The organism is Arachidicoccus sp. (assembly GCF_050436765.1).
In the GTDB taxonomy this organism is placed as follows: domain Bacteria; phylum Bacteroidota; class Bacteroidia; order Chitinophagales; family Chitinophagaceae; genus Arachidicoccus.
Map to the genome: position 1 here is coordinate 1 of NZ_JBNQGD010000148.1, position 13,424 is coordinate 13,424.

Here is a 13,424-nt window from a genome sequence, read left to right on the forward strand (position 1 = left end):
AACTCCTTCATCGCATTCAAAGCCCAAAAAAACAAAGGATTGTTGCAAATTTTCTCTACTAATTTCATTCAATTGAATTAGCTGTACCGACTGCCACCAACGCAGTTGTTTCCATTGATTTCCATCTTCTCGTCCTTGCCACCAACTTTGTTGGGGCGCGTTATAGTAATTATTATCAATCATATTCTTTCTCCATTTTTCCAAACCATTGAGGGCCTTAACGAGCCTTGCAGATAAAATATATCTCTAAAATCCCTCGTAGGATAAGCCTGCAAATCGGCCAAAAAATTCTCTTTTAAAATTCCCCTATTGTCTAAACGCAAAGCCTTAGCCGCTCTAAAAGTAATTCCCGCAAGTGTTTCCGGAATCGACAATTTTTCATAAGCCCCAAGAACAGAGGCCTCCAGTAGCAAATTACCCATTGGGGCAGAACCGGGATTCCAGTCAGAAGCAATAGCCACACAAGCACCTCCATTTAATAATTTCCTTGCCGGTGCAAACGGCATACCCAAGCCCAAGGATGCACCCGGTAATACTGTCGCCACAATATCTGCTTCAGCTAACATTTTTATCTCTTTATCTCCGCTTGCTTCGAGATGATCCGCAGAAAGGGCACCACACTCAATAGCCACAGCAGTACCACCTGTAGTAAACTGATCTGCGTGTATCGTTATCTCAAAACCCAATTTCTTTATCCTCCGTAAATATCCCAATGCGGCACCGACACCAAAAGCCGTTTTTTCGATAAAAATATCTATTCGCTTACTTAAATTTTCTCTTTGTATAATAGGTAATAAGTTTTCTTCCACATATTTTAAATAATCAACTTCATTACCTTGGAAGTCATTCGGCTTTATGTGTGCTGCAAGGCAGGTAGAAATCAAATCTGCTTTTGTCTCTTCCCCTGCTGCTTTGATCGCACGTAATATCTTTAATTCTTCTTGCACATTCAGCCCATAACCACTTTTTACTTCTATAGTGGTAATACCAGCGTTTAATAATTTATTGGCACGCTCTGATGTAAGGCCGGTTAATTCGGCATTTGAAGCATTTCTCGTTTGTGTAACTGTTTCCCAAATACCCCCGCCAGATGCCGCAATTTCCAAGTAAGTTTTTCCGGAAATGCGCATCGCATAATCTTTCGCGCGACTTCCTGCAAAACATAAATGGGTATGACTATCAATAAAACCTGGCAGCAAAACCTGTGGCGATTCTATTTCTTCAACAATGGCATCGGGAAATTGTATTCTTAATAAGTCAAATGAAGCAATCTTGGTTATTAAACCTTCATCAATAGCAATGCCGCAACCTGTCAAGACTTCCAAGGACTCATCTTTAATAACACCTTTCATTGGCAAACGATCCAATGTGATTATTTGTGCAAAAGGTCCGATAATTTTCATTTTGCTATTGTTATAAAGTTGAAAGTTGCCAAAACTGCATTCTATATTTATATTTAATACACTACTTCACCCTTCACCACTTTCTTTTAAATTTTTATACCAAATTTTGCGGCAACTTCCTCCGCCTTCTCATAGCCTGCATCTGCATGCCGGAAAATACCCATTGCCGGATCATTGAACAACACACGTTTTAAACATTCATCTGCACGATCTGTACCATCGGCCAATACCACCATACCTGCATGCTGAGAATAGCCCATTCCCACGCCACCCCCATGATGAAAAGAAACCCAGGTCGCACCGCCCGCCGTGTTACTCATCAAATTTAACAGGGGCCAATCAGAAACTGCGTCACTTCCATCCTTCATCGATTCTGTTTCACGATTGGGTGAAGCTACAGAACCACAATCAAGATGGTCGCGGCCAATAACAATGGGCGCTTTCACTTTTCCAGCTTTTACCAAATCATTAAATAACAATCCAGCTTTTTCGCGTTCACCTAATCCTAGCCAACAAATACGCGCAGGTAGTCCTTGAAATGCAATCTTCTCTTTCGCCATTTTCAACCAATTAATCAGATGTGTATTCTCAGGAAATGCTTCTATCAATGCTTCGTCCGTCGTGTAAATATCCTGTGGATCGCCGGATAATGCCACCCAACGGAAAGGACCTTTACCTTCGCAAAATAAAGGCCGGATATATTCCGGTGTAAAACCGTGAAAATCAAATGCATGCTGCTCCCCACCTTGTTTTGCGAATTCACGCAGATTGTTACCGTAGTCAAATGTCACTGCACCAAGTTTTTGCAATTGCAACATCAAGCCTACATGTCGAGCCATACTCTTCAAAGACTGCTTCTTATATAGGTCAGGATTTTTCTCCCTTAAAGTTTTAGCCTTCGCAAGTGTCAATCCATTTGGAATGTAACCGTTCAACGGGTCGTGTGCTGAGGTTTGATCGGTTAAAATATCGGGCACAATACCATCATTCAGTAGCTTTTCTAACATATCTCCCACATCACTTATAAGACCTACAGACAGTGCCTCCTTTTTCACTAACGCCGCTTGTATCCATCGCTTTGCTTCTTCATAATCATCCGTGATACGGTCGAGATATTTGGTATCGATGCGTTTTTTAATTCTTTCAGCATCTACGTCAGCAACCAGACATACAGCACCCGACATTGTTGCGGCCAAAGGCTGAGCGCCCCCCATCCCTCCTAAGCCGGCCGTAACAATGAGCTTGCCATGGAGCTCGCCACCAAAATGCCGCTGCCCGCAAGACATAAACGTTTCATAGGTCCCTTGTAATATCCCCTGTGTGCCAATGTAAATCCAACTACCAGCCGTCATTTGTCCAAACATCATCAGACCTTTGCTACGTAATTCATTGAAGTGTTCCCAAGTTGCCCATTTCGGCACAAGGTTACTATTGGCAATCAGCACGCGAGGCGCTTGTGGATGCGTGCGCACAATGCCTACCGGCTTCCCGGATTGCACGAGTAAAGAATGTTCTTCATCTAAGTCCAATAAAATTTCAATGATTTTTTGTAAAGACTTTTTATCCCGCGCAGCCTGTCCGATTCCGCCATAAACGACCAGCTCTTCCGGGTTCTCGGCTACCTCTGCATTTAGATTATTCAATAACATTCTAAGCGGCGCTTCCGTCTGCCAACTTTTGGCATGTAATCGATTTCCCGTTGGTGCAAAATAATGCGGATGATTTGCGTACTTCTTTATAAATTCTACCCTGTTCATTTTATTTCTTTTTTGATCGATGATTTTTTTCGTCATTCCCGCGAAGGCGTGAATCTTTTCTACCTTTTTTATTTTACGATGCCTTACTTTTTTAGAGATTGCTTCACTTCGTTCGCAATGACGGCAAACCTTCCTTCATTGAGTGAGGAATGAACGACGTGGCAATATCATTATTTGTCTTCTAATTGCTCCACAATTTTCTTTGCTTTTGCCAAACGAATTTCTTTATTTTTTTCTACCAAAAGTTTTGTTGCCCATTTTTCCAAACGATGATGCAGCGGCACTATCAGCGCAGCAATGATGACCAACGCGAGCAACATCAAGAACGGAGAATTATTGGTAATGTCTGATAAATAATCGTGCAGCAACAAATTGATAAATTCAAAAACAATCAACAACATTATCACACCCAACATTTCTATCGTTTTATGACTGACCATAAAACTCCGGCTCATCAATAAAAAGAACAATGCGCATAATAAAATTCCAATCGCAATTATTGCAAATTGTATATTGTGTTTCCGTGTTTCTTTTTGTTTTGCCTCTTGTGCTGCGAGCTGCTGTTGCCGAAGGTTTTCCTGCAAATTTATTTTGTCTATTTCTTGTGTTTTGGAAATATTGTTCAAGCTATCATTGCCAATAATATAAACATCTGCATATTTCAATGCGCTGTCCGGCTCGTGTTTTTGTTCATAATATTGATGCAGAAACGCCGCTGCTCCCACTTTGTTTGAGTAATTGCCATTGTTTGGTTCCGCATATATTTTTGAATAATAATAAAAAGCGGAATCATGTTGGTTCGTAGTGTAGAAATATTGAGCCATCGTTAAATAAGCGTCTTGAATAACTATCAGCCCATTAGATTGCTGTGCATAAGCAAGCGCTGTTCGGGCATGCGCAAGCGCCAAATTGTATTGGTGCAATTGTAAATAAGCGCCGCTTAAAACAGCATTAGCGTATCCGGCATCTTCTTTTGAGGTGTCTCCTCTTATGGTTTCATTGAATGATTTCTGTCCATAAATAAGCGATGAATCAAGGTTGTTTCTCAATAAAAAATTTTGGCTTATATTTCCATATAACATAGATAACACTGCTGCCACATTCCAATCGTGAACGCTTGCAGTTTCTAAATACCTCACACCTTTTTCCTGGTAAACAGACCGCAAGCTGTCTGTTGGTTGGTACCATGACATAGCGCTCATTACTTCACCCCACAAAATATTATTTGGATATTTTTCCAATATCTTGTTTGCTTTTAATGCGCAATCCTGCATTTGGATTAAACTTCCTACGTCGAAAAATGTTGCACTCAAAGCTACATACCCAAATGCTTCCAAATGAGGCTTATTATGCGCCTGGCCGTAAGCGACAGCCTCCTTACCGTAAAGCCGTATTGCATCGGAATTATCCTGAGCATATTTGTTGAATATTAAATGGAAGGCAGTAATACTAATACTGTCGTTGTTTGTAGTTTCAGCAATGTGCATCAAGCTGTCAGCATTGAATTGCTGTGCGCGTGCGGCAACAAAAAATATCGCGAAGCAAAAGAGAAAGAAATATTTTCGCATAAGAATTGGTTTATAGTAAATTTTTTTTTGCTTTATAAAGTTATGGATTTTTGACGTCTGCTTTCCTGAGATTGCTTCACTTCGTTCGCAATGACGATTGAGATTCCCGCCTTCGCGATTGAGGGATCTCTTTATCCATTTTTAATTGTCAATTATCCATCACTATATTATTTTTCACCAAAAAATCATTCGCACATTTTACAAGCAACCCCTCCACGATTATTTTTTGTAAGGCTTGAATATCTTTTGAGAAAATGCTATCTTCTTTGGCAAAGGCAACTTTGCTACGAACCAAAGCATGCACGGCTTCTAACACCGGTGAACTCTTTAGCGGCCTTCTGAAATCCACCGCTTGAGCGGCATACAACAATTCAATCGCCAAAATATTTTCTACGTTCCCGATTACCTGATTTAGCTTTCTTCCACTAATAGAGCCCATCGATACATGATCTTCTTGCCCCAAAGACGTAGGAATACTGTCTGCACTTGCCGGGAAACACAGAGATTTATTTTCACTTGCCAGAGCTGCCGCGGTGTATTGCGGAATCATAAATCCGGAGTTAAGCCCCGCATTTTCTATTAATAGTTTTGGTAACCCATATCTTCCTTCAATAATCAAATAACACCTTCTTTCAGAAATACTTCCCAACTCAGAGGCTGCAACGGTAGCGTAATCCAAAGGGATAGCTATTGGCTCTCCGTGAAAATTTCCTCCACTAATCGTATCAAATGAACCCAAAATGATGGGGTTGTCTGTAACAGAATTAATTTCTATTTCAGTCAATTCTTGTAAGTGCATCCACGCTGTGCGCGAAGCACCATGTACCTGAGGCATACAACGCAGTGAATAGGGATCTTGTACACGATTGCAATCAATATGTGCATTGTGAATCTCGGAATTGGCTAGCAAAACAGACAACCTTTTCGCAACTAATTGATTACCCAAAAATGGCCTTATTTCATGCAATCGTCTGTCGAAGGGCTTGGAAGACCCCATCAATCCTTCCAAAGAAAGCGCGCCAATAATGTCAGCTGCATCCAGCGCATTGTGCATTCTCTCCAACGCATTTACCGCATGCGCTGCAATAAACTGCGTACCATTTATTAAGGCCAGCCCTTCTTTCGGACCAAGTTGCAAGGGCATCAACCCCAGTTGTTCTAATGCTGCTGAAGCTTCGATAACCTTTTCCTTTTGAAACACTTCACCAAAACCAATCAGTGGTAAAAATAAATGTGCCAAGGGAGCCAAATCGCCGGAAGCACCTACCGAACCTTGCTCTGGAACGCAAGGGATAACATCATTTTCTATCATCCATAAAATACGCTCGGCTGTAGCGATGCGAATGCCGGAATAACCTTGACAGAGTGCATGCAACTTTAGTATCAACATTATTTTTGAGAGGCGCGGTGCAATCAAATTACCGACTCCTACAGAATGACTCTTTAATAAATTGTGTTGCAAATGCGTGGTCTGCTCCGCAGAAATCAAAGTATCGCAAAGCGGACCAAAACCGGTATTGATGCCATATACAACTGACTTCGCCTCTACAATTTCATCCACAAAAGCGCTGCTACGCCTAATTTTCTGTATGGCTTGTTCACAAATAATGCCGCCTAAACGGCCATTGGCCAGTGCAATAGTTTTATCAACGCTCAAATGGTCGATGCCATATTTAAAAGATTCTTTCATTCGTTACTTGTTATGTTTTTATTTGTCGAATGGAACTTACCAAGATAAAATTTACATTCTCCAATGTGATAATAATGTAAATTTTATCTTGGACGTTTCATCTACTTTATCTTTTTTAATATAATGCCAGAAAGGGGTTGAGTCTCAAAATAATTTTCCAGTGATAATAATGCCGGCAACAAATGCGCAGTTTCTTCTTCTTCGACATTAATTTTGTCTAAACTAATTGAAATAGCCGACCAGATTGGTTTTAATTGCTTCAATAACTCACGTCCATTTTCACTTAATTTAACGATCTGATGACGTTTATCTTCCTTTGAAGCTGTTGTTTCAATCAATTTTTTTTGCTTCAAATTCTTTACCAACTGGCTTATAGCCGAATGAGAAACCATCAATTCTGAGGCAATATCGGTAAGACTTACGGCATTCTTTTTCGATAAAATGTAAAACACAGGGAACCAACTGGCATCAAAAGCAATATTTTGTTGTTGATACACTTTATTCACTTCCGACAAATAATACTCACTCATTCGTCGCAAACGACTTCCAAGTATAAGAAAGCCGATATCTTGATAAAACTTCATTGTAATATTATATAAGTACTTATACAATATTACGAAAGAATTTTCTAACAGATGAAAAATATTGCTTTTGTTTCGATCGGTATAAACAGAAACCTACAATGATTTTCTTTAAAGAGTCACGATAAAAAATAAAGAAGAAAAACAATCATTTCACAATACGACGTGCAGAATCACCAATAATGAACTTACAGAAATAAATATCCAAAGTAAAATACCCAACAAAAGTGGTTTGGCCCCCACTTGTTTTAATGCTTTTGATGTAAGCCCGGCACCAATAAAGAATAAAGTAAGCGTAAGACTCTTTTCTGCTAAAGGCACGATTATTTTTCCAACAGGGTGTATAAATGGTAAAAACGTATTAAGCAACATTGCCACCACAAATAGTAATATAAAATAGGGAAGTTTAATCTTGCCTTTCCCTTTTCTATAAAAAAAGGCTGTAAGTAAAGAAACCGGAATAATCCATAATGCTCGTTCTAATTTTACGGTTGTGGCAATATGCATAGCAGAAAGTCCATATTTGCTAGCGGCCCCTACCACGGAACTAGTATCATGAATGGCTATAGCAGCCCATAGTCCGAACTGATTTTGGCTTAAATGAAACAAATGTCCAATTAAAGGGAAAACAAATAAGGCGACAGAATTTAGCAAAAAAACGGTACCCAGTGAAACAGACATTTCACTCTCTTTAGCCTCTACCAAAGGGGCCACCGCAGCAATTGCACTACCTCCACAGATCGCTGTACCGGCAGAAATAAGAAAAGTCGTAATCTTTTTTATCTTCAACAATTTCCCCAATAATAAACCTAATAAGAGGGTAATAAATATGGAACAAACTGTAAAAACGAATCCTTCTTTCCCGGCTTTTACAGCTTCAAAAATACTCATGCCAAAACCTAACCCTACAACTGAGCACTGTAAAAGTATTTTGACAATACGATGATTCATCTCTTCTAACGGATGGCCAACAGTTTGTGTAAGAATAAATCCTAAGATTAACGCAATTGGTGGAGAAACAATGGGAAAGCAGCAGACAAGAATGCCAACAATAAAAAGTATTTTCTTAGCGGAAACTTTGTACAAGATACCTTTTTCCATAACCTGTATTTTTTGTTACGGAGCAAAGGTGCTTGCAAATAGTAGATTATACTTATTGCAAATATTGATGGGGGATTACTTTTGGTTATAACCCCGCAGTGCAAACTGCATAAAGCTCTCTGCGAGTCCACTGGGTTTACCTTGTAAGTGGACAAATGAAAACTCACGGGTAATTTCCAAACCTTTCACCTCTACAATCCTATATTCTCCCTGTAAAACCTCTTTAGAAACAGAAGCAATGGAAACAAAACCCAAACAATCATAATTAAGCAAAAAGGCCTTAATACTTTCGGTACTGCCCAAATGCATTAAGATATTTAAGGTCGAAATATCAAACTTTTTCTTGGTCAAAGCATCTTCCAAAACCTCCAGGCTACCAGAGCCACGTTCCCGACAAACAACGGGGATTTGTGTCAGGTCATGTAGCTTGATTTCACCATTTATGGCTATTGTACTTTTTGTTCGTACAATAGCCACTATTTCGTCTTTTATAAATGATGAATACTTTAATTGTTTGTTATGCTTTTTGCCTTCAACAATACCCAATTCTATCTTCTTTTCGAGTAGGGCTTTTTCTATACGGGAAGTATTAGAATTAAGCAGAGAGAGTTTTACTTCTGGAAAAGATTTATAAAAATTAGCTAATACAGAAGGCAAAATATATTGCCCCACAGTGGTGCTGGCTCCAAGTTGCAATATACCGGAGAATTTATTTTTTAATACACTAAAATCAAACTCTATTTGCTGATAAAGACTTTTTATTTCTTCTGCGTAGCCTAACAATATTTGCCCCGCATGAGTTAAAGTAATTTTATTCGCTTTTCTTTCAAAAAGTCGCAAACCAAAAACATTTTCAAGTTCTTTTATATTTTTGGTCACAGCCGGCTGGGAAATAAATAATTCTTCCGCCGCCTTTGTAAAACTCAATTGAGTGGCAACTTTATAAAAGGTCTTTAAACGAAAATCGAGCATAATGTAAATTGGTTTTATTTACCAGTTCCGAATATCTTCCATCTGCTTTTCTCTTTTGTCGGCGGATTAGCTACCACTGGTGCAGGGGGTGCTTTCAGCAGGTCCTTATGCTCGCGATACATTTTCCAAATAAACTCACCAAACAAAGTATTGGACCAAGCAAACCATTTACGCGTAAAATCTATCGGTGCACTAGGGTCAAACGATTCATGCATAAATCCCGTGCCAGCATGTGTTGTACGCAACATTTCTATACATTCCGCCATTTCCTTAGTATCCGTAGATGTTAATCCACGCATACTAATACCAATTGGCCATACCTTGTTTAGTCCAGTATGAGGGCTACCTATACCTTCGGCAACGGTGCCTTTAAAGAAAAACGGATTATCTTCGGAGAGTACATATCGGCGCGTATTTAAATAAGTAACATTGGAGGGAAAAATAGTTTCCAAATAAGGCATCGCCAATAGTGATGGAACATTGGCATCATCCATTAAATTGATACTTCCGTAGCCATTTACTTCGTACGGAAATATTTGACCGTATTTTGGGTGCATTACCGTAAAATCCTGCAATGCAACGTATACTTGTTTTGATAGCGCCTTGGCTTCATTAGACTTATCTAAATCTTTCCCGATCTTTTCCCACATCTCCCCCAACTGGGTCAAAGATTTTACTGCAAAATAATTACTTGGAATAAGATAAGGGAAAATAGTGGCGTCGTCGCTGGGCCGGAACATAGAATTAATTAACCCGTCGGGTCTGGTTGGATATCCGTATCCTCCCATTGGAACACCATCGGTTGCCCAGGCAGTTTTTCGCTGAAAACTATAAGGCCCCTGATTCCCAATTCGTTGTTGTTCTTTAAATGTTTTTATAATCAGGGTCATCGCTTCTTTCCAGTGTTCATCAAATGGAGCAGTATCCCCGGTCTCTTTCCAAAAATTATAGGCCAAACGGATGGGATAGCAGAGGCTGTCTATTTCCCATTTGCGTTCGTGCACACCTGGTTTCATATCGGTGATATCCGTTTCTTTCCACTTACTTACTTTTGTCGCATCTTTATAAAAAGCATTCGCATAAGGGTCTATAATAATACACTTATTTTGACGACGAATAACTCCTTCAATCATTTTTTGCAACGCCTTATCCTTTTTACAAAGCGGCAAATAAGGAGTTACCTGAGCGGTACTGTCACGTAACCACATTGCATCTATATCACCCGTGATGACAAAAGTGTCGGGCTTGCCGTTTATCACACTATATTCCACAGTAGTATCCAACGTGTTAGGGAAGCAATTATTAAATAACCATGCCAATTCTTTGTTCCCCACATTCGCCTGCATCTCATTTATAAGATTTTCAACAGCCTCACTTTTAAATTTTCTCTCTCCAACAGGAACACGCACAACCGGAAATTCATCAACATTTAAAAACATTCTACCCCCATTAAAGGCTTTAGTGTATTTCGAGGCTAACACGCCGGCTCCAGCCAAGGCCGATTGACGCAAAAACTTTCTACGATGCATTATGGATTATTTCTTTGGTGATTAAATTCTATCTGATAAAAGTACCGCATTTACAAATATACCACCACTTAATAAAATGATAAAGTGTTAGTTAGAGAAAATACAAAGTGTCAAACTGTCACTAAAAAAAGAAAAATGATCCTGCTAAAAGCAGCGTATCTTTTTCAAAAGTTTATAATTGTAACACAATCAATATAATATACTAATTATCAATCAATTAATAAATATCTACTATTCGGACCTTCCATAAAAAGTAAATCAAGTACACTTAAATTAGGCTGAAAACCAATCCGATCTTCGAACAGTTGCATATAAACTATCGGGTCTGGTTGCTTTTGAAAATCTTGAGGTGTACAATACGTAAGTCGTCTTTCCATCTCCTCATTAAATTCTCCTTCATACATTGTAACTATCTGATTATTACCAATATAATTATTTACAGTAGAAATAATTTCAAAATTCAAATCAAACAAATATTTATATTTTTTCTCAAAAAAAGGCCTTATACCATCCTTATAAAACTCGAAAAAAGGAGATTTTCCATAGCAGGAAAAGATGGTTCGCCAATGTTGCACTTGCCAATTTATATCATTTGCAATTTTTACATCCCTAAATACCAGTTTTTGATTCCGCCCATTTTCTATAGGAACAGATAAATTGATTAACCCATTGCTTCCTGCAATGACACAACGGTTGGCAAAACTCATTTTTTGCCACCGTTCATTTAAAGATAATTTTATATTTGAAAATTCAATTGATTTTTTAAACCAATTAACACAGGGAAAATATTGATTATCAATAATTAAAACTAATTCTTTATTCATTTATAATTATTTTTAATAGTAAATCGTTAGTTGTCATTTTAAGAAAAAAATACTAAATTATTGTTACTATTAAATATAGTACAAAATATATAATATTTTAATTATCAATAATTTAGATATCAGTAAAGTATACTAAAAATAATAGATAACTATCTATTCTCATTAACAACTAACTTTGCTAAAATAAATAGTAGCCAAAATTAAACAATAAAAATCATTATATGTTCAATAGAGAAAAGATTTTGTATTTTGCAGCAAATAATATCAAAATGAAAAAAATAGGCTTAATCTTGCTCCTGACGGTAATTTTATGGGGGTGTAAAAAACCAGCTTCTTTTGAATTTCGCGGTATTCAAAATATTCGGATATTGCAAATGGGAGATAACTCTCCTGCCCTTTCTGCCACTTTGTCTTTATTTAATCCAAATAACTACACGGTTCAATTAAAAAAAGTGGACGCGGATATCTATATAAATGGTCAATTTTTATCTCATTACAAAATGGATACTTTGGTAAAAATTCCAAGAAATGACATTTTTAATTACAACATATTATTTCCCTTTGACGCGAAAAAAGTTTTTAATAATATGTTGACTTCACTTTTTAGCAGGCAGGTTTTGCTGCGTATAAGTGGAACTTCGCGGTTAGGGAGATCTGGCATTTTTGTAAATGTCCCCTTCGATTTTTCGTCCAAGCAGGATTTACACTTTTAGCAATTTCTCTCTGGCAAATAGCGTTCGCCCCCCTTATTGCCTTCTCTATTTAAAAGAAGATATTCTATACGAAATGATAAATAGTGCTGGTTATAACTTCCCATTTTCGAAAAACCACTACCTTCCAGTATCGAACTTTGAATTAAAAATTTGACATCAGATGAACAGAAACGACATAACAACACTAGGCGCACTGAAAAAAGCGAAGTATCGGCCTACCTCCATAAAAGAAGAAATCCGCAATAATCTCATAGATAAAATAAGGAATAATCAAGAACGCTTTCCGGGCATTTTGGGATATGAGAATACTGTATTGCGTGACACCGAAACGGCGATCTTGAGTAGGCATAATATTTTATTTCTTGGCTTACGTGGTCAGGCCAAAACAAGAGTTGCCCGACAAATGGTGGATTTACTAGACGAATATATTCCCATCGTAAAAGGTAGCGAAATCAACGACGATCCATTGAATCCTATTAGTAAGTATGCCTTAAATCTCATTAAAAAAGAGGGGGACAACACGCCTATCGAATGGTTGCATCGCTCACAACGCTATGGAGAAAAACTGGCAACACCAGATGTAAGTGTAGCTGATTTAATTGGTGACATCGACCCCATTAAGGCGGCCAACTTAAAACTGAGCTTCTCAGACGAAGAAGTCATTCATTATGGCATCATCCCGCATTGCAATCGCTCTATTTTTGTCATAAATGAACTACCTGATTTGCAAGCGCGTATTCAAGTGGCACTTTTCAATATTTTGCAAGAAGGCGATATACAGATCCGCGGTTTCAAATTAAGAATGCCATTGGATATTTTGTTTGTATTTACAGCTAACCCAGAAGATTATACAAATCGCGGAAGCATTGTCACACCTCTAAAAGACCGTATTGAAAGCCAGATTTTAACCCATTATCCGAAAGACTTGGAGACTGCATTGCAAATAACCGAGCAAGAAGCAAGCATTTTACCCGAACAGTTGAAACAACTTAACATTGCGGATATATTAAAAAGAATCATTGAGCAACTGGCATTTGAGGCCCGTATAAGCGAATACGTGGATAAGAAAAGTGGTGTAAGTGCCAGGCTTTCCATTGCTGCTCTGGAAAATCTCATTAGTAGTGCCGAAAGGCGCGCTATTATCAACAAAGAAAAAGATTCTCAGGTATGGATTAGTGACTTATCTGGCATTATTCCCGCCATCACCGGCAAAATAGAATTGGTATATGAGGGGGAACAAGAGGGTCCTTATCAGGTAGCATTACACCTTTTGGAAAAAGCTATTC

At 38.3% G+C, this 13,424-nt stretch carries 12 protein-coding genes; 2 read left to right on the plus strand and 10 right to left on the minus strand.

The annotated features are described in order from the left end of the window. The 10 genes from ACQR30_RS06185 to ACQR30_RS06230 all read right to left on the minus strand — a co-directional run. Nucleotides 1-183 (minus strand): hypothetical protein (locus ACQR30_RS06185; RefSeq protein WP_429732796.1); only part of this gene is annotated, 183 nt, incomplete at its 3' end. Continuing rightward, nucleotides 180-1,403: an imidazolonepropionase gene (gene hutI / locus ACQR30_RS06190; protein WP_429732799.1), complete on the minus strand. Its 1,224-nt coding sequence runs from the start codon at nt 1,401-1,403 to the stop codon at nt 180-182. The genes hutI and ACQR30_RS06185, both read right to left, overlap by 4 nt. Before the next feature lie 86 nt (nt 1,404-1,489). After that, the gene (gene hutU / locus ACQR30_RS06195) at nt 1,490-3,160 is read right to left on the minus strand and encodes a urocanate hydratase (protein WP_429732802.1); all 1,671 of its coding nucleotides are present in this window, start codon (nt 3,158-3,160) and stop codon (nt 1,490-1,492) included. Nucleotides 3,161-3,330: 170 nt separating this feature from the next. After that, nucleotides 3,331-4,728 (minus strand): hypothetical protein, encoded by a 1,398-nt coding sequence (locus ACQR30_RS06200; protein WP_429732804.1) that lies wholly within the window; start codon nt 4,726-4,728, stop codon nt 3,331-3,333. A 148-nt stretch (nt 4,729-4,876) separates the two neighbouring features. Beyond that, entirely contained in the window at nt 4,877-6,418 is a 1,542-nt protein-coding gene (hutH, locus tag ACQR30_RS06205) for a histidine ammonia-lyase (protein WP_429732807.1), read from the minus strand. A 101-nt stretch (nt 6,419-6,519) separates the two neighbouring features. Then, nucleotides 6,520-7,002, minus strand: a complete 483-nt coding sequence (locus ACQR30_RS06210; protein WP_429732810.1) for a MarR family winged helix-turn-helix transcriptional regulator — start codon at nt 7,000-7,002, stop codon at nt 6,520-6,522. A 150-nt stretch (nt 7,003-7,152) separates the two neighbouring features. Beyond that, the gene (locus tag ACQR30_RS06215; RefSeq protein WP_429732813.1) at nt 7,153-8,100 is read right to left on the minus strand and encodes a YeiH family protein; all 948 of its coding nucleotides are present in this window, start codon (nt 8,098-8,100) and stop codon (nt 7,153-7,155) included. Nucleotides 8,101-8,175: 75 nt separating this feature from the next. Then, complete coding sequence (locus tag ACQR30_RS06220) at nt 8,176-9,072, minus strand: LysR substrate-binding domain-containing protein (RefSeq protein ID WP_429732816.1); 897 nt, start codon at nt 9,070-9,072, stop codon at nt 8,176-8,178. A gap of 14 nt (nt 9,073-9,086) precedes the next feature. Continuing rightward, nucleotides 9,087-10,601, minus strand: a complete 1,515-nt coding sequence (locus tag ACQR30_RS06225; RefSeq protein WP_429732819.1) for a glycoside hydrolase family 125 protein — start codon at nt 10,599-10,601, stop codon at nt 9,087-9,089. 209 nt (nt 10,602-10,810) lie between these two features. Next, nucleotides 10,811-11,425: a WbqC family protein gene (locus ACQR30_RS06230; RefSeq protein ID WP_429732822.1), complete on the minus strand. Its 615-nt coding sequence runs from the start codon at nt 11,423-11,425 to the stop codon at nt 10,811-10,813. Between the two features lie 269 nt (nt 11,426-11,694). On the opposite strand from ACQR30_RS06230, the gene ACQR30_RS06235 reads away from it, so the two are divergent. Both ACQR30_RS06235 and ACQR30_RS06240 read left to right on the plus strand, forming a co-directional pair. After that, nucleotides 11,695-12,138, plus strand: coding sequence for an LEA type 2 family protein (locus tag ACQR30_RS06235; RefSeq protein ID WP_429732825.1), 444 nt, complete (start codon nt 11,695-11,697; stop codon nt 12,136-12,138). 160 nt (nt 12,139-12,298) lie between these two features. After that, nucleotides 12,299-13,424: magnesium chelatase (locus ACQR30_RS06240; protein ID WP_429732827.1), on the plus strand; the 1,126-nt coding region annotated here is incomplete at its 3' end.

Coding starts and splice junctions, on each gene's coding strand:
- hutI (WP_429732799.1), bottom strand. CDS start 1,403: ATGAAAATTATCGGACCTTTTGCACAAATAATCACATTGGATCGTTTG.
- hutU (WP_429732802.1), bottom strand. CDS start 3,160: ATGAACAGGGTAGAATTTATAAAGAAGTACGCAAATCATCCGCATTAT.
- ACQR30_RS06200 (WP_429732804.1), bottom strand. CDS start 4,728: ATGCGAAAATATTTCTTTCTCTTTTGCTTCGCGATATTTTTTGTTGCC.
- hutH (WP_429732807.1), bottom strand. CDS start 6,418: ATGAAAGAATCTTTTAAATATGGCATCGACCATTTGAGCGTTGATAAA.
- ACQR30_RS06210 (WP_429732810.1), bottom strand. CDS start 7,002: ATGAAGTTTTATCAAGATATCGGCTTTCTTATACTTGGAAGTCGTTTG.
- ACQR30_RS06215 (WP_429732813.1), bottom strand. CDS start 8,100: ATGGAAAAAGGTATCTTGTACAAAGTTTCCGCTAAGAAAATACTTTTT.
- ACQR30_RS06220 (WP_429732816.1), bottom strand. CDS start 9,072: ATGCTCGATTTTCGTTTAAAGACCTTTTATAAAGTTGCCACTCAATTG.
- ACQR30_RS06225 (WP_429732819.1), bottom strand. CDS start 10,601: ATGCATCGTAGAAAGTTTTTGCGTCAATCGGCCTTGGCTGGAGCCGGC.
- ACQR30_RS06230 (WP_429732822.1), bottom strand. CDS start 11,425: ATGAATAAAGAATTAGTTTTAATTATTGATAATCAATATTTTCCCTGT.
- ACQR30_RS06235 (WP_429732825.1), top strand. CDS start 11,695: ATGAAAAAAATAGGCTTAATCTTGCTCCTGACGGTAATTTTATGGGGG.